The organism is Frondihabitans peucedani, assembly GCF_039537585.1.
Taxonomy (GTDB): domain Bacteria; phylum Actinomycetota; class Actinomycetes; order Actinomycetales; family Microbacteriaceae; genus Frondihabitans; species Frondihabitans peucedani.
The window spans coordinates 827994-850252 of the sequence record NZ_BAABAU010000001.1; the positions used below are offsets into that span (position 1 = coordinate 827994).

Here is a 22259-nt window from a genome sequence, read left to right on the forward strand (position 1 = left end):
GTCGGAGCCGTTTACAGATCGGGTACCGACGTCGGCAAAGCGACGACGAGATGCACCGCCGACCCCCCAGAGTGCAGCTCGCTTGTCGACGATCCGTTTGGAGAAGACGTCGGGACGGGACATGGGAGCGCCGGCCGCCGCCCACGAGGGCGACCGGCGCTCACAGAGGCCCTAACGGTCGAAGCGCCGACCTTCGGGCTTGCCTTCGCTGGCGAGGAAGGCGAGCAGGATGATGCTGCCGACGAGCGGGCATTGCTCTGCGCCTTCAGCGGACCGCTGGATAAGCCGTTCCGTGAGCCGATTGACTGTCCTCATGAGAGCACTGGTGTTGGGTGGAACGGGATGGCTGGGACGATCGATTGTCGAGGACCTTCTTGAGGCGGGCACCGAGGTCACGTGCCTTGCTCGCGGCGAGTCGGGCGAAGCTCCGGAAGGGGCGCACCTGGTCCGTGCCGACCGCCTAATGCCTGGCGCTTACGACCAAGTGCCCGGCGAATGGGACGAGGTCATTGAGCTGTCGTATGAACCCCAGCTCGTCGAGCCGGCCCTTGACTCGCTTGCTGATCGCGCGAAGCACTGGACGCTCGTGTCCACCGTCTCCGTGTACGCGGAGAACGACCAACCGGATGCGGACGAATCAGCCGCGCTCGTTGAGCCGCTGGACATGGCCGAATACGCGGACGCCAAGGTAGCGGCCGAGCGAAGCAGCGCCGCACGTCTTGGATCTCGCCTTCTGATCGGGCGACCCGGCCTCATCGTCGGAGCGGGTGATCCGAGCGACCGCTTCGGGTACTGGCCGGCCCGCTTCAGTCGAAGAAGCCCGACTCTGGTGCCTACGACGGAAGGACGCTTCGTTCAGGTGATAGACGTCTCAGACCTGGCCGCCTGGATCGGCCAGGCGGGCCGGGCCGGACACACCGGGACCGTCAATGCGGTCGGTGAGACGATTCCCCTGGCCGATTTCTTCCGTCGGGCGTCGTCGGCCGCTGGCTACAGCGGCGAGCTGGTTGAACTCGACGACGATGCGCTTCTCTCCCAGGATGTTCGCTACTGGGCAGGACCCCGCTCGCTTCCGCTGTGGCTGCCCGTTGCAGACGCAGCTTTCGCGCAGCGATCCGCTCATGCGTTCCACGAGTCAGGCGGCACAACCCGGCCCCTCGACGAGACGCTGAAGAGCGTTTTAGCGGACGAACACTACCGCGGTATCGGTCGACCACGCCGCTCCGGTCTTTCCGCTACCGAGGAAGAGGCAGTTCTCCTAAGCGCGCGTTAGCGGTTCCGCTATCGTGCTGGACACGGTCAACCGATGCGACAGCCGCCCCAGTGCCGCAGCGCTGCTGATCTCCACCTAGATAGCATGCAGAAATGCCAGGAATTGCGAATCCAGACGTCATTGACGTGGTCGGTCTGACGCCCAACGAGGACGCTGTCCTCGTGTACGTGATCGAGGAGGGCGACTGGGGCAGCCAGGTGAACGCCGACTTACTCAACGCCAAAATGCAGGCCTACGTCGCCTTCATTCTGGACGGTCAGTTCGAGCGGGAGTACGCCGAGGTATCTGGCAAGCCGGTTGAGTTTGTCTTTCGATTCATGAACTCATCGCCGTCCAAAGGCGTTGTCCAAGAACTTGAATCGTTGCGGGGCGGGCTGGCTGGTTATGGTATTGGACTTCGAGTCCTCGGACCCGCCGACCCTCCGCTGTGAGCCGTCGCCTCTCCGCAGGTCTCTGGTCGTTGGCAAGGTGGCCGGCAGAACGCAGGGCGTTCCACATCGGGCGGGGCTGCTAGTGGGCGGCGCCAGTCGGGCTGGCGTCGCCCGGGTCGAGATCAGTGAGTCGATGGCGGCTTGCCCTTGGTATGCTCAATAGTTCGGTAGACGGTTGTCCGTGAGACACGGAACAGGTCGGCGAGTTCGGTTTGGTTGTAGGTGCCTTCGTTGTAAAGCAACAGGAGGTGCGTGATCTGGTTTGGCTTTAACTTGGGCTGCTTGCCGCGGAGGCGTCCCTTTGCTTTGGCGACTTTCATTCCTTCGCGGGTCCGCATGCGAATGAGGACGGCTTCGAACTCGGCGACCATTGCGAGCACGTTGAACAGCAGCCTGCCGACGGCGTCGTTCGGGTCGTGAACGGAGCCGTTCATGCTCAGCTTGACGTCGCGTCCGGTGAGCTCTTGATCGGTAGGCCGAGCCGCCAAATACTCAACGAAGCTGCATCTCGATCAAATCTCGAGGCGTGAGCGGCATCAAGGTCGTTAGGGGTCCGGCTTACGCTCCTGTCCGAGAGAGGTCCCGACGATCGTCTGCTCGAGGCGATACCGGAGGAGAGTGATGGCGTGGACAACGATCTGATGGTGTCAAGTTCGCGGGCGCGAAGCTCGGCTACCTTCCCTATTAAGACGACTCGCGAGTCACTGCCCGCAGTGCTCTCCGAGGTGATCCGCACATCAAGGCGCTTCAAGCTCAAGGCCGCGACCGAAGACGCAGCCACGCTGACCGTGGGATTCACCTGGCGAGTGTGGGCTGGGGTCATCGAGCTCAGCTTCGCACCCGGAAAGGGTGGCTGGACCCAGGTTGAAGCAAGTTGGCGACCGACCGTCACCACGACAGTCATCGACTATGGCCAAGGCGCCAAAGATCTCCGACGGCTCTACAAAGAACTCCTGGCCGCGAGCGAACGCTGAGGGTTCCGATACGAGCGCCGGCTGGGACGAGCGACGAGCGCCCGGGTTGAGGATCTACTCCTCGTCCTCCGCGACGACGTAGCCGAGGCCCTCGCATGTCGGGCATGGACCAAAGCTCGTTCCCATGCCTTTCCCCATGTTGGTCGTCCGAATCAGTCCAGGTACTCGGCCAGAGCCGCCGCACTCCGAACAGCGATGGTGTGGCCCGGTATTGTGAACCTTGAGACGCCTAAACGGTTCGTCTGTTGCCATTTCCTCACGATACGGGGCACGCGAAACGACTGCCAGGCCGCGAACGGGGCACGGCCCCTGATGAAGCCGCGTACGCGGCGCCGCAGGAACGAAAGGCGTTCGGCTAACGATCGATTGGTCAATCGATTCGGCTACCGTCCCCTACTCATGCAGACCCTCTTCGTGGGCTTCTGCCCAGACGAGTCCGAGGTAGATCTCGTTCCTCGGATCGTTTTCGCAACGTTCGAGAATGTCGCGTGCGTTGTCTGCTGTGCCCTCCAGCTCATATTGGTCATCAACGTCCAGCAGGTCGTAGAACGCAAGATAGGTGTTCGCGAGGCCACGCGCGATCGCATGAATGGGCCAGCGCTCTCGTCGCCGCCGTCCGGTTGTGAAATGCATGAGCTGCTTATCCATTCGGATTCGGTACGCCTCCGTAAGAAAACCGAGACGCTCCCAGGTAGATACCAACTCACCCGCGGCTACATCATCTTTGCGCCGTCCTCCCCGTCCGCCCAGAAACTCATCCATCAAGCGAGCGTGCACGATGAACGACTCGACAAGAACCGCCAACATGCCTACGGACAAGCATTCGTTGCCGCTCCAAGATGCTTGCGACAACTGAGTATGCGTGAAGCCGACCATGCCGAGCTCGTAGCGAAGTTCACGAGCGATTTCTACCGAAATGATCAATCGTCTTTCGCCTTCTACTCGTCGTCACAGCAAGCATGCCCCTGCAGAGGGCCAACAACTCGCAATGTTTGGCAGCAAGGTGAACTGTGGGAGCCGAGCGGTCAGCGTTCGCTTCTCTGCACGTCCGCGAGATGGCACGGAAGCGGTCCGGCTGTCGTGCATGGAGTGCGACCGTTTTCGGTATTTCCTCTCGAATGCTGAAAAGCTGACGCCATGACTCGCGACGACGCCAACCTGTCCTCTCGATCAGCCGCGGACAGCGCGCAGAAGGCCGTCGACCTCTACGCAAAGCCCATCGGTGTCGGGGCCACGCACTCGATTGAGCATCAAGGACCTCAGGTCCTCGCCGAAGCAATTCGAGGTCTGGCGGATGGTTTAGCCATGATGGCTACAAGGGATGAACGCTGAACGTTCCATTGCGAACGCCGACCAATGCGGATGGGAGCCGTCCGGCTTACGCTCCTTCACGAGCTAATTGCGCGAGTACATCCAGAACAGAGCGTCCTACCCCGCCCACGACGCCCTTGTGGGCGACAAATCCCAGTGCGCCCCCGATTGTCGATTCTGCGCGAACTTCAGACCGCCCGTCCTGAAGGTCGTGAAAAGAAAAGCGTGTGGACTCGAATGCGAGAGCGAAGCTGGTTCGACGAGCCACAAGGGCCCCGTCCGGGAAGACCTCAATCAGGGAAACCCCGGAAATGGAACGAACAGCCTCCCTCAGGAGATCTGGAAGAGCTTGAATGGGCACGTCCAGAACTAAATTGGTCGCGATGTCCCTCTCCTAACCGGCAACTTTTTCACCCAGCCTGCACCTTCGGAATGAACACGCGCATCCTGCGCGGTGAGCGTTCATCTTGTTCTGCCTCTAGAGCGGGGCTAGCTGTCAGGGCCCCCTCCCGAGAGACTGAACGTCATGCGTGTCACAAGCCCAACGATGGTCGTTTCCGCTCTGCTCATGATGATCGGCGGCTGCATCCTCGCCGTCACGCCCGGCACCATACTCTTTCGGCTCTTCGGGGTCGTCGCGTTTCTCGTCGGCGTCTGGGTCATCGGCAAATGGGCCCGGAGTCGGACGAACCGGAACCTTTGACCCCGTAGCCGACCAATTGGGCTCGACCAGCGTGTCGCACCACAGTCGCCCTCGCCGCACGCGGAAGGTTCTCTTCGTGAGCGCTCGCCGAGCCACACGAGACCGTGCATCCGATTAAATCCGTGCGGAGCCTTCCGACCCGACAACCGCTCGGCATCCGCGTTCGGGCGCTGGCCGCGTCCAACATGCACGCCAGTGGCAGAGACACGACGCCGAGTGCGACGATGTCTGCATGCACTGGGACGGGGACGTACTGCCCACGCCGCCGGAGACGGTCGTGCTCCACGATTTCCTCCTAGTGCTGTCGGACGCCCTGCCTGATTTGGCGGCGCGATGGCTGGCGGCGGACGTCGCGGACTCACCATCCGTGCGTTCGCTTGCAGGTGCAAGCCCTAGGCATCCGTGGATTGTTGAAGGCCTCCTCGCATCGACCGTCGACGAACTCGGCCTGGACGTGCCCACGACGACCAGAGAGCGGAAAGCAGTCGCCGTGGAATGGGTCGCCCGAGACTGGCTTCGGAACCGCGACGCAAGACAAGCCATCGGCCTCCTTTCGCACCTGGCAGAGATGAACCTCGACCTGTATCTAGGCCTGGATGAGTTCATCGGCCTCGCAGAGGAATGGGACTTCCCTGGGGACTGGGCGCGTGACAGAGAGGAACTTGAGTCTCGTGCCGGTCAACTACTCACCGGGTTCCTTCGCGAGGTCTAGGACGAGCGATGAGGGTTCCTGCGTGAGCACCTCCCCGCGGGCAGGGCTCGTCGCTTTTCCCGCCTTCCAACTGATCTTTATTGGCCCCAGGGCCTCGAGTCGCCAGGCCCGGGAGGGTTCCTGACGAACGATTCGGCGTCAGCGCGGTCGAGCGTGAACGGGTGGTTGTACCGGGCAAAAGTCCCGTTCCTGTCATAGGGGTCGGAGGGTCGGACGATAGACGAATCACGGATGACAGCCAAAAGCACGTCGCGATGGTACGCGTCCAGTACTGGTCCGTCGTGGTTTCTCAAGAGCAGAGTCGCCCAGGGCCCATGTCCGGCTCGCAAACGAAGCGCCAACTCGACCCCATCACCGGACATGACCATGACACCTGCCGTCGTCAGGTCTGCGACCCTGGTCGTCTTGCCGCGGATCTGCACTTCGGAAGTCTTCTCGTTGGCGGCAAAGGGTCGATACGTGTAAGCGAATCCTGCGCGCACGAGCAAACTGATCAGGAATCCAAGGAGCATCCCCGCTGGGAGGATGATCCACCACGGTGCGTAGGGCGGAAGCGGGCCTGATTTGGTGACGAAGCCGCACACGGGGGTGGCAATGATCAGAATGGGCGTCAGTAGTTGGAGCCGTTTTGCGTTCGTGGCTTTGAGCGCGTGATCGTCGAAGACGACCCAGCCTTCGTTGTCGACGTCCTGGCGGTTCGACTTCATGGTCGGAACATACCGCGCGAAGCGGCGCTCACTGCCCTGGCGACCGCGACCCCAGACGACGTCCGATAACCGCTACCCGGCGGACGACGGCCGAGCCGCATCGAAGTCGGCGGCCTTGCGGTCGCCATCCGAGACATGAGCTAGTCGAGGATCTCCACGACCGCATGAAAATGAACCGCCAAAGAAAAGAAATCGTACGTGTCGAGCTGTGCGTCGGTGTGGGGTTCTTCGAGGACGACAAAGTTGGTTCGCTTCTTGTGGTGATAGGCACCAAGCACGAAGGTCTCACCGTCCACCCGAACAAGGTGGCCCAGGGCATGGTCCGTAAGTCTTCGCGCCTCGATCTGCATGACGAAAGAGTACTGACGCGTGTGAAGCACAGGCATCGCAGACCAATGGCGGAGGAAGTGTCGAGCACTGACGATTGCAAAGCTGACTTCATCACCTTGAGCACCGTCGTCAACAATCCTCGGCTCATCTGGGTGATTCCGATCATGATCGTCTTGGGCGGGGCCGGCCTGATCGCCTCATTCCGGCGGCGAAAAAAATGACCTCGATAACGCGGTAGACAACCCCCGAGTCGACCCATGGATGACGGCAGCACGGAAAGGTTGACTCTTCGAGCGAACCTCCCGAGCCCCGGGCACTCCCCCACAACCGGCGAGGCCCAGGAACACGACCCGGGGCCGAGCCGAGGCGCGCGACGCACCTGCCGCGCAGACCCGCCGACTCAGCGCCCGAGCTGCGGGGCGCGGTCGGCGTAGCCCGCGCGCGCGGCCCGGGCCACGGCGTCCGGGAGCGCCTCGAGGAACGCGTCGACATCGGCCTCGGTCGTGGTGTGCCCCACGGTGATCCTGAGCGCGCCCCTGGCCTCGTCGTCGCTCAGGCCCATGGCCAGCAGCACGTGCGAGGCCTCCGGGATGCCGGCCTGACAGGCCGATCCCGTCGAGACGCTGACACCGGCGGCGTCGAGGAGGAAGAGGAGGGAGTCGCCCTCGCAGCCGGGGAACGTGAAGTGGGCGTTGCCGGGGAGGCGATGGGCAGGATCGCCGCGCAGCACCGCCGCGGGCACGACGCGTCGCACTCCCGCGACGACGCGGTCGCGGAGACTCCGGTAATCGGGGTGGGGGTGCGCGGCCGCCACCGCGAAGGCCACCGCTGCCGGGGCGTCCTGCGTGCCCGAGCGGACCTGCCGCTGCTGCCCTCCCCCGTGGATGAGCGGGACCACCGTCGCCGTTCGTGACAGCACGAGCGCGCCGATGCCGATGGGGCCACCGATCTTGTGGGCGGACACGCTGAGCGCGTCGAGCCCGGAGGCACGGAAGTCGATCGGGAGCTGCCCGTAGGCCGCGACGGCGTCGGAGTGGACGGGCACGCCGTGCTCCGCGGCGAGCGCGACGATCTCGTCGACGGGCTGGAGGGTGCCGACCTCGTTGTTCGCCCAGAGGAAGGTGACGAGCGCGATGTCGTCGAAGGCCTCGAGCGCGAGGCGGAGCGCGTCGACCCGGATGCGGCCGAGCTCGTCGAGCGGGATCCACTCGAGGACGGCGCCCTCGTAGCGCTCGAGCCACTCCACGGTGTCGACCGTGGCGTGGTGCTCGCCGCCGGGCACCAGGATGCGCGGGCGGGGCCGATCGCCCTGCCTCGCCCACCAGAGACCCTTGACCGCGAGGTTCACCGACTCGGTGCCCCCGGAGGTGAAGACGACCTCGATCGGGTCGCAGCCGAGGCTCCGGGCGACGGTCTCGCGGGCCTCTTCGAGGACCCGCTTGGCGTTCTGCCCGGCGCTGTGGATGGAGGACGGGTTGCCGACGGCTCGGAGGGCCTCGGTGTACACGTCGATCGCCTCGGGGAGCATGGGCGTGGTCGCCGCGTGGTCGAGGTAGACGGGCATCGTTCTCTCCCTTCGGGCTGCGGGCCGACGGCCGGGGTGAGCGGTGCCTTCGCGACACCGTTCGTTCACTACTCTAGGTCGCGTGTCTGATGTCGACCTGCTCCGCGATGATCCGGTGATCACCGACCCCCTGCGCGATCTCGGCATCACCCACGGCGAGGCGGGGCCGACGCTCCGAGTGTGGTCGGGTGCCGCCACCGGCGTCGACCTGGTGATCGACGACGCTCCGCGCGAGCGCGTCGTGCCGATGACGCGCGACGCCCACGGCGTGTGGACGGGCAGCGACCCCCGGCTCCAGCCGGGGCGGCGCTACTGGCTCCGCGCCGACGGCGAGCCCGTGAGCGACGACGACGTCCGCACCCCGTTCGATCCGACGGTCGACCTGATCGACCCGTACGCCCGGGGCCTCGGCCGCACGGGTCGCGGGGCCTGGCGCGGCGTCGTCGTCGACGAGAGCTTCGACTGGGGCGGCGTGGAGAAGCCGCGGACTCCTCTCGACCACACGGTCGTCTACGAGGCGCACGTGCGCGGTCTGACCCGCCTCTCGCCCCACATCCCGGAGGACCTCCGCGGCACCTACGCAGGACTCGCCCACGAGAACACGATCGCCTACCTGACCGAGCTCGGCATCACGGCGGTTCAGCTGCTCCCCGTGCACCAGCACGTCGACGAGGAGCGCCTGGTGGCGCAGGGGTTCGAGAACTACTGGGGCTACAACTCGCTGTCGTACTTCGCCCCGCACGCCGCCTACGCGTCGCGCGACGCGCAGCTGGCCGGGCCGTCGGCGATCCTGCGCGAGTTCAAGGGCATGGTGCGGCTGCTGCATGCGGCCGGCATCGAGGTCTGGCTCGACGTCGTCTACAACCACACGGCGGAGGAGGGCGACGACGGCGGCCCGGTGTACCACCTGCGCGGTCTCGACGGCAGCTACTACCGGCACGACGCACAGGGCGACCCGATCGACGTCACGGGCTGCGGCAACACGCTCGACACGAGCCTGCCCGCGGCTCGCCGCCTCGTGCTCGACTCGCTCCGCTACTGGGCGAACGAGCTGCAGATCGACGGGTTCCGCTTCGACCTCGCCGCGACGCTCGGCCGCGGGCCCGACGCGGTCTTCTCGCCCGACGACCCGCTGCTGACCGAGATCCGTGACGATCCCGCGCTCCAGGGCGTCAAGCTCGTCGCCGAGCCGTGGGACGTCGGGCTCGGCGGCTGGCAGACCGGCAACTTCCCCGACGGCTGGAGCGAGTGGAACGACCGGTTCCGCAACCGTGCCCGTGACTTCTGGCTCCGCGACATCGCCGACGCCCGCACGCGCGGGGTCGCCTCCAACGGGCTCGGCAGCTTCGCGTCGAAGCTCAGCGGCTCGAGCAACATCTACGCCCACGAACGCGGCCCGCTCGCCGGGGTCAACTTCATCACGGCGCACGACGGCTTCACCCTCGCCGACGTCGTCTCGTACGACCACAAGCACAACCTCCGGAACGGCGAGGACAACCGCGACGGCACCGACGACAACCGCTCCTTCAACCACGGCGCCGAGGGCCCGACCGACAACCCCTGGATCCTCGACGCCAGGCGCCGGGCCTCGCGGAACCTCCTGGCGACGCTCTTCCTCTCGGCCGGAGTGCCGATGCTCACCGCGGGCGACGAGATCGGCCGCACCCAGCGCGGCAACAACAACGGCTACTGCTCCGACGACGAGATCTCGTGGGTCGACTGGCAGCTCGACGACGAGAAGGAGGCCCTCCTCGCCGACACCAAGGCCCTGATCCGGCACCGCCGAGAGAATCCGGCGCTGCGGCCGACCCGCTTCGGCACGACCGGCAGGATCACGCTGTCCGCCACCGACATGAGCTGGTTCGGCGCCGACGGCGATCCCATGGCGCCCGACGCCTGGAACGACCCGCACCGGCGCACCCTGCAGTACTTCGCCGCCTCGACACCGGAGGTCGAGGAGTTCAACCGCGTGCTCGTCGTCGTCCACGGCAGCGAGAGCGCGACGACCGTGACGCTGCCCGAGCATCCTGGTGTCTCGTCGTACCAGGTGCTCTGGACGAGCGGCGACGCCTTCGACCCGCGGCCGCGCTCCCCCCGCGAGCGGTACGACGTGATGGGGCCGACGGTGACCCTCTGGCAGGTCTCGTGACCTCGACGGGGACGCCGGCGACGGTCGCGCTGCAGAAGGCCGGGATCCCGTTCACCCCGCACGCCTACGAGCACGCCGACACCGCGACGAACTTCGGCGAGGAGGCGGCGGCCCTCCTCGGAATCGACGAGGACCGCGTCTTCAAGACGCTGGTCGTGCAGGCCGACGACTCCCTCGTCGTCGCGGTCGTCCCGGTGTCGGGGAGGCTCGACCTGAAGGCGCTGGCGGCGGCCGTGGGTGCCAAGAAGGCCGCTCTCGCGGATCCTGCGCTCGCTCAGCGCCGGACGGGCTACGTGGTCGGCGGCATCAGCCCGGTGGGCCAGAAGACCCCCTTGGCGACCGTCGTCGACGAGACCGCCGACCTCTACGACACCGTGTTCGTGTCGGGCGGGCGCCGTGGCCTGGACATCGAGATCGCGCCGGCCGACCTCCGCCTGGCGACGGGCGCCGTGTCCGCCGCCATCGCCCGCGCCTGACGCCTCCTCGGCGCGGGGCACTGCCGGGGGACAGTGTCAGTGGTGCGGGGTACGGTCGGCACCATGAGCGACACGACTGCAGACCAGCCCGATCCCATCGAGACGGCATCCTCCGACCAGGCCGGCACCACCCCGGCCCCCACCGGCGAGACCCTCGGCGGCCCGCACCCCGACCCGACCAACGACGCGTCCAAAGACCCCGAGCAGTGGGTGACCGGCGACGAGCCCATCACCGGGCCCCAGCGCAGCTACCTCGACACCCTCGCTCGCGAGGCCGGCGAGGAGATCAGCGCCGACCTCACCAAGGCCCAGGCGAGCGAGGAGATCGATCGCCTGCAGCAGAAGACGGGCCGCGGCAACTAGTCGAGCCCTCCCGCACGCAGCGAATCGCCCCGGATCGGGATCCGGGGCGATTCGTCGTTCCTGTGTCTTCGCGACCGGCACGGCACACCACGCGTTCGGGCGCGTGGCGGCCGCTCCGTCACTGCCTTCGACAGGCCCCATTCGGGTCGGGTCCTGGTCCGGAGTCGGCGGTGCGAGTGGTACTGCGGGTGCTGTGATGCTGTGGTGGATCGGGTGCTGTGGTGCTGGTGCAGTGGAGCGATCGCGGTGCGTCCACCGAGCCGGTCGCTCTCGGTGTGATGACGACATTAGCGGTCCCCCATAGTGCGGACAAGGAGCGCGACCGACCGGTCTGCACCCAGAACGGGGGGCTTTTCCGTATCCCCCGGAGTGCGGACACGATCCTGTACCCCGACGCCCTCTCACGAGCCGCCGGGCGCGTACCCCGAGAAGACGGCCAGCCGAGGGCCGCTGCAACCGGGTACGGTCGAGTTGTGGCGCCACGTACAGAATCCAGAGTCGGAACCCGAGTCGGCCGCATCCCGATCCAGGGCCTCCGACCACGCACTCCCGACGACCTCTTCGACACCAAGGCCTTCTCCGGCGAGGTGGTCCCGTTCCAGGCGACGGTGTTCCGCGAGGGGCACGACATCATCGATGCCGCCCTCGTCGTGGCCGACCCCACCGGGGCGATCACCAGGGCCAGGATGACGCCCGGCATCCCCGGCACCGACCTCTGGTCGGGCGAGCACCTGTTCGAGACCGAGGGCCTCCACACCTGGTGGGTCGAGGCCTGGACCGACGACTGGGCCACCTGGCTGCACGCCGCCGAGATCAAGGTGCCCCTCGGGCAGGACGTCGAGAACGTCTTCGCTTCGGGGCGCGACCTGCTCGACCGGGCCGCGCGCCGCGATCCTGCGTCCGCCCTGCTCCGAGACGGTGCGAAGGCCCTCGGCAACACGGGGCTCAGCGCCACAGCCCGCCTGCGGGTCGCGACCGACGGGAGGCTGGCCGCCGCCCTCCTGGCCCAGCCCCTCGCGAGCCTCGTGACCGCCAGCGACAAGAAGAGGGTCCGCGTCGAGCGCAGCCGCGCCGGCGTCGGGAGCTGGTACGAGTTCTTCCCCCGGAGCGAGGGAGCGAAGAAGCTCGCCGACGGGTCCTGGCAGTCGGGCACGTTCCGCACCGCCGCGAGGCGCCTGCCCGCCATCTCGCGGATGGGCTTCGACGTCGTCTACATCCCGCCGGTGCACCCGATCGGCCGGACGTTCCGCAAGGGGCCCAACAACTCCCTCGAGGCCGGGCCGCACGATCCCGGCTCCCCCTACGCCATCGGCTCGGAAGACGGCGGCCACGAGGCGGTCCACCCCGAGCTCGGCACCGTCGCCGACTTCGAGTGGTTCGTCGGCGCGGCGAAGAACGTCGGCCTCGAGCTCGCGCTCGACCTGGCCCTCCAGTGCTCCCCCGACCACCCCTGGGTCACCGAGCACCCGGAATGGTTCACGACGCTGCCCGACGGCACGATCGCGTACGCCGAGAACCCGCCGAAGAAGTACCAGGACATCTACCCGCTCAACTTCGACAACGACTACGAGGGCATCAGCCGGGAGATCCTCAAGATCGTCCGGCTCTGGATCGACCGCGGCGTGACGATCTTCCGGGTCGACAACCCGCACACGAAGCCGGTGCACTTCTGGGAGTGGCTGCTGGAGGACATCCGGCGCGACCACCCCGAGGTCGTCTTCCTCGCGGAGGCGTTCACGAAGCCCGCCATGATGCAGGCCCTGGCGCAGGTCGGGTTCCAGCAGTCGTACACCTACTTCACCTGGCGCAACGAGAAATGGGAGCTCGAGGAGTACTTCCGCGAGATCTCCGACGAGACCAGCCCCTGGTTCCGGCCGAACTTCTTCGTGAACACCCACGACATCCTGACCCCGTACCTCCAGTACGGCGGCGTGCCCGCGTACAAGATTCGCGCGGTCCTGGCCTCGATGTCGTCGCCCACCTGGGGCGTGTACTCGGGCTACGAGCTGATCGAGAACGTCGCCCGGCCGGGCTCGGAAGAGAACATCGACAACGAGAAGTACGAGTTCAAGCCCCGCGACTGGGCGGGCGAGGAGGAGGCCGGAGCGTCGATCGCGCCGTACCTCACGCAGCTCAACCGCATCCGCTCGCAGCACCCCGCGCTCCGGCAGCTCCGAAACCTGCGCCTGCACTCGAGCGACGACGACGCGATCCTGGTCTTCTCGAAGCACCTCGACGGCCGCCACACGCGCTCGGGACGCTCCGACGCGATCATCGTCGTCGTCAACACCGACCCGCACTCGGCCCGCGAGACGACCGTCCGCCTCGATCTGACCGCGTTCGGCCTCGAGCCCGGCAGCCAGTTCACGGTCCGCGACCTGATGACCCAGGCGACCTGGACCTGGTCCGACGACAACTACGTGCGCCTCGACTCGTTCGTCGAGCCCGCGCACATCCTGAGCGTCGACTTCAACCGCACCCCCTAGGAGGCAGCAGCATGAGCACCGACTCCCTGGTGATCCCGACTCTCGACCCGAACGAGGCCCGCCTCGTCGCCGTCGGGAGCCACCCTCACCCCCACACGGTCCTCGGGCCCCACCACATCGACGCGGGAGTCCTGGTCAGGGCGCTCCGCCCGCTCGCCGAGTCCGTCTCGCTGATCCTCGAGACAGGTGCTCGGCTCTCGATGGCGCATGTCGCCGAGGGCGTCTGGGAGGCGCTGGCGATCATCGAGCCCGGCGCCTACCGGATCGAGGCGAGCTACGCCGACGGCAGCCCCTGGGTGACCGACGACCCGTACCGCTTCTGGCCGACGGTCGGCGAGGTCGACCTCTACCTCTTCGGCGAGGGCCGCCACGAGAACCTCTGGCAGGTCTTCGGCTCGCACGTCCGGACGCACCAGGACACCCTGGGCACCGCGTTCTCGGTGTGGGCGCCGCACGCGCAGGCCGTCCGGGTGAAGGGCGACTTCAACGGCTGGTACGGCGTCGCGCACTCGATGCGGCGCCTCGACGGCAACGGCGTCTGGGAGCTCTTCGTGCCGGGGCTCACCTCGGGCACGTACAAGTACGAGATCCTGACGGCCGACGGCCGCTGGGTCGAGCGCGCCGACCCGATGGCCCGGCAGGCCGAGACCCCTCCGGCGACCGCCTCGGTCATCACCACCTCGACCCACGAGTGGGCCGACGGCGACTGGATGACGCAGCGCGCCGCGACGGAGCCCACGAACAAGCCGATGAGCGTCTACGAGCTGCACGTCGGCTCCTGGCGGCCGGGCCTGTCGTACCGCGAACTGGCCGACCACCTGATCGGGTACGTCTCCGACCTCGGCTTCACGCACGTCGAGTTCATGCCGCTCGCGGAGCACCCCTTCGGCGGCTCCTGGGGCTACCAGGTGTCGGGCTACTACGCCCCCACCTCGCGCTTCGGCTCCCCCGACGACCTGCGCTACCTCATCGACCGCCTGCACCAGGCCGGCATCGGCGTCATCATGGACTGGGTGCCCGGCCACTTCCCGAAGGACGAGTGGGCGCTGGCGAAGTTCGACGGGCAGGCCCTGTACGAGCACAGCGACCCGCGCCTCGGCGAACAGCCCGACTGGGGCACGCTGGTGTTCAACTTCGGCGACTCGCACGTCCGCAACTTCCTGGTCGCGAACGCGCTCTACTGGCTGGAGGAGTTCCACATCGACGGCCTCCGTGTCGACGCCGTCGCCTCGATGCTCTACCTCGACTACTCCCGGAACGAGGGCGAGTGGGTGCCGAACAAGTTCGGCGGCCGCGAGAACCTCGAGGCGATCGGCTTCCTCCAGGAGGCCAACGCGACCGCCTACAAGCGGAACCCCGGCATCGTCATGATCGCCGAGGAGTCGACGTCGTTCCCGGGCGTCAGCCGCCCCACCAGCGAGGGCGGCCTCGGCTTCGGCATGAAGTGGAACATGGGCTGGATGCACGACAGCCTCGAGTACATCGCCCGCGACCCCATGTACCGCAGCTACCACCACGGCGAGATCACCTTCTCGTTCGTCTACGCCTTCAGCGAGAACTTCCTGCTGCCGATCAGCCACGACGAGGTCGTGCACGGCAAGGGCTCGCTGCTCGGCAAGATGCCCGGCGACGAGTGGCAGAAGCTCGCCAACGCGCGCGCCTACTTCGCCTTCATGTGGGCCCACCCCGGCAAGCAGCTGATCTTCATGGGCAGCGAGTTCGGGCAGCCCGCCGAGTGGAGCGAGCAGCGCGGACTCGACTGGTGGGTGCTCGACCAGCCGCAGCACCAGGGCCTCCACTCGCTCGTGCGCACCCTGAACCTCGTGTACCGCGACGAGAAGGCGCTCTGGGAGGACGACTTCTCGACCGACGGCTTCGAGTGGATCGACGGCGGCGCCGCTCAGGACAGCGTCGTGGCCTTCCTCCGCAAGTCGTCCGACGGCTCCCGCGTCGCGGTGCTGGCGAACTTCTCCGGTCAGCCGGTCCGGATGCGCTTCGGCCTCCCCGAGGCCGGAGTCTGGCACGAGGTCCTGAACACCGACGCCGGCGAGTACGGGGGCTCGGGAGTCGGCAACTTCGGCAGCGTCACGGCCACCGACGACCCGTGGGCCGGTCGTCCGGCGTCGGCCGAGGTGCAGCTGCCGCCGCTCGGCGTGGTCTGGCTGAAGCTCGAGGGCTGACATCCCCGGGCTGCGCGCCCGGTCTTCCGCACACGAGAACGCCCCCTGCCTCGGCAGGGGGCGTTCTCGTGAGGAGCGGGTGGCTCAGTAGAGCAGCATCGTGAGACGGCGACGGGCTGCCACGACGCTGGGGGCGTCGGTGCCGACGATCTCGAAGTACTCGAGGAGACGCGTGCGGGCGATGTCTCTCGACGCAGGATCGAGAGACGGGAACAGCGTCAGCACCCGGTCGAAGGCGTCCTCCACGTGCCCGCCGCTGAGGTCGAGGTCGGCCACCGCGAGCTGGGCGTCGAGGTCGTCGGGCGCAGCAGCCCCGGCAGCTCGCACGTCGGCCATCGTCGCGCCCTGGAGACGAGCCAGCAGCGAGACCTGCGCGAGGCCCGCGACCGCCAGCTGGTCGCGGGGATCCTGCGCGATGGCGGTGCGGTACGCCTCCTGAGCGGCGGCGTAGTCGCCCCGCTCGATCGCGTCGTAGGCGTCCTGGTGGTGCGGCGGGAGCGGCTCGGGCTCCGGCTCGGCCGCAGGATCAGCGCCTTCTCCCCCGGCGGCGGCATCCGCGCCCTCGACCGAGACCCGCCCGGTCACGCCGTTCTGCTCGGCGAGCTGGAGCACCTGCTCGAACACGTCGCGCACCTGCGCCTCGGGCAGAGCACCGACGAACAGCGACACGGGCCTGCCGCCGATGACGGCGGCGACGGTCGGGATCGACTGGGCCTGGAACGCCTGCGTGAGCTGGGGGTTGGTGTCGGCGTCGACCTTGGCCAGGACCAGGCGGCCGCCGTACTCGACGACGAGCTTCTCGAGGATCGGAGACAGCTGCTTGCACGGCCCGCACCACTCGGCCCAGATGTCGACGATCACGGGGACCGTGTTGCTGAGATCGAGGACGGCGCTGAAGGTCTGGTCGGTGACGTCGACGACGAGCGACGGGAGCGACCCGACGGGGGCGTCGCCCTCGGCGGCGGACGCTGCGGAACCCGAGGCGGCCGGCGCCGGCGCCTGAGCGCGGTTCACGAGCGACGACAGGTCGACAGCACCGCGGAGGCCGGCGGGAGTGGGAGGGACGTTGCTCATGAGGCTTCTTTCGCGGAGGTCAGGCCCTGGCTGAATCCGAGCAGGACGATCTTGTCGCTCGAGCCGACGGGCGGAACGGAGAAGAGGAGTTGGACGCCGTAGGAGGCGACGATGCCCTTGGTCGACTTGGAGACGCCGCTCAGCGACTTGACCTCGCCCTCGGTGTTCACCTCGGCCCCGGCCTTGGTCGGCTTGACGGTCTCGATCTCGTCGAGCGAGACCGACACGATCGCGCCCGCGTCGATGGTGGCGAAGGCGATGCTCGGATCGGCGCCGACGTCGCTCGTGTACGCGATCGAAGCGGTCGCGGGCAGCTTCGCCTTCTTGGCGTCTTTATAGGGCTTGCCGATCTTGTCGCGGAGGGTGTCGCCGTCCTTCTGGAAGAACTTCGCGGACGGGCTGGCGTCGGCGCTCTTCAGGATGTCGGCGTAGGCGGCGGCCAGCTGGTCGGGCTCCATCGTGAGCAGCTTGACGTCGGGGGCGAGACGGGCGGCACCGATGCTCGCCGGGGCGACGCGCGGGATCTTCGCCCCGGCCTCCAGGCCGACGAGGTAGTCGACCTTGTACGGGTCGCGGGCGGACTCCTGCACGAGCATGACGCCGACCGGCGAGACCTTGCTGTCGGCCGCGGAGTCCTGGACCACGGCGAAGACCGTGCGCGGCCAGGTGTCGACCTGCTGCGGCAGCGTGAGGGTCACGGTGCCGCTCGGGATGCTGAGCGGCGCCGCGGCCGTCTTGTCGGCCTTGCGGATCGCGTAGTTCGCCTTGCGGAGGGCGAGGGCCGGGCCGGTGAACCGGGTCGCGGCCAGGGTCGCGTCGAGGTTCTTGTCGGCGGTGTTCTGCGTCGCGGTGATCCGCTGGACGATGCGGTTCGCCTGCGCGGTGGTGACGGCGGGCGGCTGCAGGTCGCTGGCCTGGGGCACGGCCGTGGCCGACGCCGTCGGGGTCGCCGCCGACGTGGCGCCGTCGGACGACGGCTGCGGCCAGTAGTCGGACGAGCAGCCGGCCAGGCCCAGGGTGGCGACGAGGACGACCGGGACGACCGCCGTCATCCTGCGACCGCGGCTCCCGCGCCCCGCGCCCGTGCCGAGAGCGGCGCGTCGCGTCGCCCGGACCGAGCCGCGGCGCTCGGAGCGTGGCAGCCTCGTCCGGCTGCCGGAGTTGCGGCGGGGACCCCGGGTGCGCCGGTGGTGACGGATCGCCCAGGCGAACAGGAGGATGCCGACCACGAAGACCAGGAGGCCCGCGGAGATCAGAGGCCCGACGAGCGGGGTCGCGGTCGAGAGAGGCCAGGTGACCGAGACCGTCTTCGGAGCCGCGCTCGTGCCGTCGGAGGCGACGAGGAGGGAGATGTCGTCGGGGGCGTCGAGCGAGAAGTTCAGCTCGGGCCCGCTGTACTGCTGGTACCAGAGGTCGGAGTCGGCAGGATCGGGAGTGGTCGCGTCACCCTGGACGGTCTTCGTGACCAGCTTCTGAGTCGTCTTGTCGAACGACACCTGGTTGTACGAGGCGTCGCCGACCCAGCCGCGGATGTCGGTCGTGCGGCCGTAAGCCGCGAACGCCTTGCTGCCGCCCTCGATGTGGATGCTCTCGCGTCCGGCGAAGCCCTTGAGGGCCTTGGCCGGGATGACCGTGACCGGGGCGTCGGACCTCGTCGTGATGGACGACGTGACCGAGTCGGGCGGAGCGAAGACCGTGCGTTGAGCGAGACCGAGCAGGACGAGCAGAGCCGCGACCACCAGGGTGACGACGGCGAAGACGAAGCGCACTGAGTTTCTCCCTTCGTGCCACCAGCCGGGAACTGGCGGCAGCGAATTTAAGACCCTTCAGCGTAGCCGACCTCTCTGGGAGCCAGCTAGCCAGCGCGGCCGCCTCCCCGATCCCGCTAAAATGCGAAGGCTCGCCCGCTTTCGGCGCCGCACCCACTCGTTCGACGTACTCGTGCCCGGCAGATCCCTGGGCCCGCCCCAACCCCCACAGGGAGACATCGTGGCCACTGATGAGGCTGAATTCGGAACAGAGCTTCGCGGCTACAAGAAAGAAGAGGTCGAGCGGGCCCTCCAGGAGCTCCGGCGCGAGCTGATCAAGGCGAACAGCGACCGCGCCGAGCAGGCGAGCGAGGCCAAGCAGCTCGCCCAGCGCGTCGACGAGCTCGAGGACGAGCTCGAGGAGGTCGGCGAGCCGAGCTACAAGGGTCTCGGCGCGAAGCTCGAGAACACCCTGCGTCTCGCCGAGGAGCAGTCGAACGAGCTGATCGCGCAGACCGAGCGCGACGCCGCCGCCCTCCGCACCTCGAGCTCCGACGAGGCTCGACGGGTGACCGAGGAGGCAGGCGAACGGGCCGCCGACATCCTCGACGACGCTCGCGGTCGCGCCGCCGCGCAGATCGAGGAGTCCACCGGCGAGGCCGACCGTCTCCTCGCGAGGGCGAAGACCGACGCCGCCGAGATGATCGCCGAGGCCGAGCGCGACGCCGCCGCGACCCGCACCACCGCTTCGACCGAGGCCGCCGAGGCTCTCGCCACCGCCCGCCGCGAGGCTGCAGCACTGAGGGCCGAGGCCGAGTGCGAGACGGCCGACCTGCGCGCTGCCGTCGCCGCCGAGGTCGCGGAGGCCCGCGACGGAGCCGCCGACCTGGCGCGTCAGACCGAAGAGGCCCGGGCGCTCTTCGTCAGCGACTCCGAGCGCCAGCGCGCCGACCTCGAGCTCGAGGCCACGACCCTCCGCGCCGAACTCGCCCGACTCGACGAGACCACCCGCGCCGACCTCGACCGCGAGGTCGCCGCCCGCCGCGACGCCCTCGACCGCGAGGTGCTCGGCACCCGCGCCGAGCTCGACGACGACCGCGCCAACCAGCTGGCCGAGCTCGAGCGCGAGATCACCGCCGCGCGCGCCGCCCTCGAGCACGACGCGGCCACGACCCGCCAGGCTCTCGAGCGCGACGCCGAGCTGACCCGCGCCGACCTCGACCGCGAGGTGGAGGAGGCCAACGCCGACATCGAGGCCGCCCGCGAGGCCAGCCGCGAGGAGATCGAGCGGACCACGACGCAGACGCGCGAGCAGATCGAGCGCGACATCGAGCAGACCAGGGAGCGCCTCGAGCGCGACGTCGCCGAGCAGGCCGCCCGACTCGCGGACGAGGCCGACCGGGCCCGCGCCGAGCTCGACGCCGACCTGACCGAGACGCGGGCGCGACTCGCGCACGACGACGAGGAGCAGCGCGCGCGGCTGAAGAACGAGCTCGAGACGCACGAGGCCGAGATCCGCGCCGAGCGCGAGCGCGTCGAGGCCGAGCTCGCCCGCGAGGCGGAAGACGCCCGGAGCGCTCTCACCGTCGAGCTCGCCACCCGGCGCGACGAGGCCGAGCGCGACTTCGTCGACCGGCACCACGCCGCCGTCGCCGAGACCCAGCAGTTCCTCGACGAGGCCAACGCTCAGCTGGCCGACGTCACCGCGCGAGCCGAGAAGAAGCGGCGCGAGTCCCGCACCGCCGAGGAGAACGCCTACGCCCAGGCCCGCAAGACGCGGTCCGAGTCGGAGCGCGTCGCCGCCGAGACCCTCAGCAACGCCCAGTCGCGGGCCGAGTTCATCGTCTCCGATGCGGAACGCCAGGCACGCGACCTCCTCGACGACGCCGAAGAGCGTCTCGCCGCCATCAACAGGGAGCGGGACACCGTGGCCGCCTACTTCGAGAACCTCCGAGGCGTCGTCACGCAGATGGATCAGAGCGCCGCCGAGTGAGGATCGTCAATCCGTACCGGCTCGGCCTCTTCGGCGGGCTCGGGGTCCTCACCGCCGTCCTGATCGGCACCGCCCTCGGCGAGCTGTCGACGATCCTGACCTACGTCGGCGTCGCGATCTTCCTGGCGCTCGGGCTCGATCCGGTCGTCCAGTGGTTCGAGGTCCGGAAGGTGCCCCGGCCGCTGGCGATCACCATCGTCATGGTCGCGGTGCTCCTGGCCTTCGTCGGCGTGGTCTTCGCGATCGTCCCGACCATCGTCAGCCAGACCACCGACCTCGTGAACAACCTGGCGAACTACCTGCAGAGCGTCACGGCCAAGCAGTTCGTCGACAACCTGCAGTCGCTCGTGCCGAAGAGCGTCTTCAACGTGCAGACGAGCCTCAACACCGTGGTCGACTTCCTCACCGACCCGAAGAACATCGTCACGATCGGCGGTGGCGTGCTGGCCGTCGGCGTCGCGATCTCCAACGGCGTCGCCGGGACGATCATCGTCCTGATCCTGACGCTGTACTTCATGGCGTCCCTCAAGAGCATGAAGCGCGGCCTCTACCAGCTCGTCCCGCTGTCGAGCCGCGCCGAGTTCGCCCGGCTCTCCGACGCGATCAGCGCCTCCGTCGGCCGCTACGTGATCGGGCAGGTGGCGCTCGCGCTGCTGAACGGCATCCTGAGCTTCATCGTGCTGTCGATCGCACACGCGCAGCTTCCCGCCTTCTTCGCGTTCATCGCGTTCATCGGGGCGCTCATCCCGCTTGTCGGAACCGTCAGTGCCGCAGCTCTCATCGTCCTGGCCCAGGTGGCTCTGCTGCCCCTGTCGCCCGCGACCTGGATCGCACTGGCGATCTACTACCTCGTCTACATGCAGGTCGAGGCGTACGTGCTCGCCCCGCGCGTGATGCGTCGCGCAGTCAAGGTCCCGGGTGTCATCGTCATCATCGCCGCGCTCGTCGGCGGGACCCTGCTCGGAGTCCTGGGCGCCCTGATCGCCGTCCCGGTCGCCGCCGCGGTCCTGCTCATCGTGCGCGAGGTCGTGATCCCCAGGCAGAACGAGCGCTGACGGCTACGGCTGCCAGACCTCGGGCAGCGGGCGAGCGTCGGGGCTCACGACCCGGACGATCTCGTCGAGCACGCGCCTTGTCTGCGCCTCCCCCACCCACAGGTGCTTGCCGCCGGCCACCTCGACGAGCTCCACCTCGGGCACCGCGCTGAACTGCTCGCGGGCCTCGGCCGGCCGCAGGAAGTCGTCGAACTCCGGTATGAGGGCGACGATCCGTCTGCCGGATCCCCGCCAGCGCGCGAGCTCCGCCTGGCTCGTGCGACGCAGTGGCGGCGACAGCAGGATGAGCCCGGCTACGTCGTGCTCGAGTCCGTGCTTCAGCGCGACCTCCGTGCCGAACGACCACCCCACCAGCCACGGCTTCGGGAGGGCGCGCTCGGTCGTGAAGCGCACGGCTGCAGCGAGGTCGGCCGCCTCGGTGACTCCGTCGCCGAACTCGCCCTCGGAACGCCCCCGCGGCGACGAGGCGCTCCGGAAGTTGAAGCGCAGGACCGCGAGATCGGCCAGCGCCGGGAGCCGGGCCGCCGCCTTGCGGATGATGTGGCTGTCCATGAAGCCGCCCGCGGTCGGAAGCGGGTGCAGCGTCAGGAGCGTGGCCACCGGATCGCGCTCCTCAGGCACCGCGAGCTCGCCGACGAGAGTCAGCCCGTCGCTCGTGTGCAGCTCGATGTCGGTCCGGGTCGCGGGCAGCTCGACGCCGCCGCGGATCTCGATACCCGCCCGGGCGGGA

22 protein-coding genes are annotated in these 22259 nt (G+C 68.2%); 14 read left to right on the forward strand and 8 right to left on the reverse strand.

Going from position 1 to position 22259, the window contains the following annotated elements; translation table 11 throughout:
* Positions 1-171: 171 nt before the first annotated feature.
* Complete coding sequence (locus ABD733_RS03895) at positions 172-315, reverse strand: hypothetical protein (RefSeq protein ID WP_344793715.1); 144 nt, start codon at positions 313-315, stop codon at positions 172-174.
* Between ABD733_RS03895 and ABD733_RS03900 the strand changes: the two genes are divergently transcribed.
* On the forward strand, positions 314-1273 hold the full coding sequence (locus tag ABD733_RS03900) for an NAD-dependent epimerase/dehydratase family protein (RefSeq protein ID WP_344793716.1): 960 nt from the start codon (positions 314-316) through the stop codon (positions 1271-1273). The two genes, ABD733_RS03895 and ABD733_RS03900, sit on opposite strands and share 2 nt — an antisense overlap.
* A gap of 92 nt (positions 1274-1365) precedes the next feature.
* The gene (locus tag ABD733_RS03905) at positions 1366-1704 is read left to right on the forward strand and encodes a DUF6572 domain-containing protein (protein WP_344793717.1); all 339 of its coding nucleotides are present in this window, start codon (positions 1366-1368) and stop codon (positions 1702-1704) included.
* Between the two features lie 122 nt (positions 1705-1826).
* On the opposite strand, the gene ABD733_RS03910 is transcribed toward ABD733_RS03905, so the two are convergent.
* Positions 1827-2192 carry a recombinase family protein gene (locus ABD733_RS03910; RefSeq protein WP_425552856.1) on the reverse strand — a complete coding sequence of 122 codons (366 nt, stop codon included), beginning with the start codon at positions 2190-2192 and terminating at the stop codon, positions 1827-1829.
* 138 nt (positions 2193-2330) lie between these two features.
* On the opposite strand from ABD733_RS03910, the gene ABD733_RS03915 reads away from it, so the two are divergent.
* Entirely contained in the window at positions 2331-2678 is a 348-nt protein-coding gene (locus ABD733_RS03915; protein ID WP_344793719.1) for a hypothetical protein, read from the forward strand.
* Between the two features lie 393 nt (positions 2679-3071).
* Here the strand turns inward: ABD733_RS03915 and ABD733_RS03920 are convergent, their stop codons facing one another.
* The gene (locus ABD733_RS03920) at positions 3072-3602 is read right to left on the reverse strand and encodes a hypothetical protein (RefSeq protein WP_344793720.1); all 531 of its coding nucleotides are present in this window, start codon (positions 3600-3602) and stop codon (positions 3072-3074) included.
* 213 nt (positions 3603-3815) lie between these two features.
* On the opposite strand from ABD733_RS03920, the gene ABD733_RS03925 reads away from it, so the two are divergent.
* From ABD733_RS03925 to ABD733_RS03935, 3 genes are all read left to right on the forward strand, one after another.
* On the forward strand, positions 3816-4010 hold the full coding sequence (locus ABD733_RS03925) for a hypothetical protein (protein WP_344793721.1): 195 nt from the start codon (positions 3816-3818) through the stop codon (positions 4008-4010).
* 505 nt (positions 4011-4515) lie between these two features.
* Entirely contained in the window at positions 4516-4692 is a 177-nt protein-coding gene (locus ABD733_RS03930; RefSeq protein ID WP_344793722.1) for a hypothetical protein, read from the forward strand.
* Positions 4693-4924: 232 nt separating this feature from the next.
* Entirely contained in the window at positions 4925-5404 is a 480-nt protein-coding gene (locus ABD733_RS03935) for a hypothetical protein (RefSeq protein WP_344793723.1), read from the forward strand.
* A gap of 77 nt (positions 5405-5481) precedes the next feature.
* On the opposite strand, the gene ABD733_RS03940 is transcribed toward ABD733_RS03935, so the two are convergent.
* Entirely contained in the window at positions 5482-6111 is a 630-nt protein-coding gene (locus ABD733_RS03940) for a hypothetical protein (protein ID WP_344793724.1), read from the reverse strand.
* A 164-nt stretch (positions 6112-6275) separates the two neighbouring features.
* Here ABD733_RS03940 and ABD733_RS03945 point away from each other — a divergent pair, with 164 nt between their 5' ends.
* On the forward strand, positions 6276-6662 hold the full coding sequence (locus tag ABD733_RS03945) for a hypothetical protein (RefSeq protein WP_344793725.1): 387 nt from the start codon (positions 6276-6278) through the stop codon (positions 6660-6662).
* A gap of 179 nt (positions 6663-6841) precedes the next feature.
* On the opposite strand, the gene ABD733_RS03950 is transcribed toward ABD733_RS03945, so the two are convergent.
* On the reverse strand, positions 6842-8005 hold the full coding sequence (locus tag ABD733_RS03950; protein ID WP_344793726.1) for a cysteine desulfurase family protein: 1164 nt from the start codon (positions 8003-8005) through the stop codon (positions 6842-6844).
* Positions 8006-8087: 82 nt separating this feature from the next.
* Between ABD733_RS03950 and glgX the strand changes: the two genes are divergently transcribed.
* The 5 genes from glgX to glgB all read left to right on the forward strand — a co-directional run bounded on the left by glgX (position 8088) and on the right by glgB (position 15659).
* Positions 8088-10154 carry a glycogen debranching protein GlgX gene (glgX, locus tag ABD733_RS03955; RefSeq protein WP_344793727.1) on the forward strand — a complete coding sequence of 689 codons (2067 nt, stop codon included), beginning with the start codon at positions 8088-8090 and terminating at the stop codon, positions 10152-10154.
* Positions 10151-10630 carry a Cys-tRNA(Pro) deacylase gene (gene ybaK / locus ABD733_RS03960; protein WP_344793728.1) on the forward strand — a complete coding sequence of 160 codons (480 nt, stop codon included), beginning with the start codon at positions 10151-10153 and terminating at the stop codon, positions 10628-10630. Before glgX ends, ybaK begins: the two co-directional genes overlap by 4 nt.
* A 63-nt stretch (positions 10631-10693) precedes the next feature.
* A complete protein-coding gene (locus ABD733_RS03965; RefSeq protein ID WP_344793729.1) occupies positions 10694-10993 on the forward strand; it encodes a DUF3072 domain-containing protein in 300 nt (99 codons plus the stop codon).
* Between the two features lie 473 nt (positions 10994-11466).
* Positions 11467-13479: an alpha-1,4-glucan--maltose-1-phosphate maltosyltransferase gene (locus ABD733_RS03970; protein ID WP_344793730.1), complete on the forward strand. Its 2013-nt coding sequence runs from the start codon at positions 11467-11469 to the stop codon at positions 13477-13479.
* A gap of 11 nt (positions 13480-13490) precedes the next feature.
* Positions 13491-15659: a 1,4-alpha-glucan branching protein GlgB gene (glgB, locus tag ABD733_RS03975; RefSeq protein ID WP_344793731.1), complete on the forward strand. Its 2169-nt coding sequence runs from the start codon at positions 13491-13493 to the stop codon at positions 15657-15659.
* Between the two features lie 84 nt (positions 15660-15743).
* Here the strand turns inward: glgB and ABD733_RS03980 are convergent, their stop codons facing one another.
* On the reverse strand, positions 15744-16733 hold the full coding sequence (locus tag ABD733_RS03980) for a tetratricopeptide repeat protein (RefSeq protein ID WP_344793732.1): 990 nt from the start codon (positions 16731-16733) through the stop codon (positions 15744-15746).
* Positions 16730-18502, reverse strand: a complete 1773-nt coding sequence (locus tag ABD733_RS03985) for a DUF8094 domain-containing protein (protein ID WP_344793733.1) — start codon at positions 18500-18502, stop codon at positions 16730-16732. The genes ABD733_RS03980 and ABD733_RS03985 overlap by 4 nt, the downstream gene beginning before the upstream one ends.
* A gap of 220 nt (positions 18503-18722) precedes the next feature.
* Between ABD733_RS03985 and ABD733_RS03990 the strand changes: the two genes are divergently transcribed.
* On the forward strand, positions 18723-20474 hold the full coding sequence (locus tag ABD733_RS03990; protein WP_344793734.1) for a DivIVA domain-containing protein: 1752 nt from the start codon (positions 18723-18725) through the stop codon (positions 20472-20474).
* On the forward strand, positions 20471-21529 hold the full coding sequence (locus ABD733_RS03995) for an AI-2E family transporter (RefSeq protein WP_344793735.1): 1059 nt from the start codon (positions 20471-20473) through the stop codon (positions 21527-21529). The genes ABD733_RS03990 and ABD733_RS03995 overlap by 4 nt, the downstream gene beginning before the upstream one ends.
* Positions 21530-21532: 3 nt before the next feature.
* On the opposite strand, the gene ABD733_RS04000 is transcribed toward ABD733_RS03995, so the two are convergent.
* Positions 21533-22243 carry an alpha/beta hydrolase gene (locus tag ABD733_RS04000; protein WP_344795993.1) on the reverse strand — a complete coding sequence of 237 codons (711 nt, stop codon included), beginning with the start codon at positions 22241-22243 and terminating at the stop codon, positions 21533-21535.
* Positions 22244-22259: the final 16 nt, after the last annotated feature.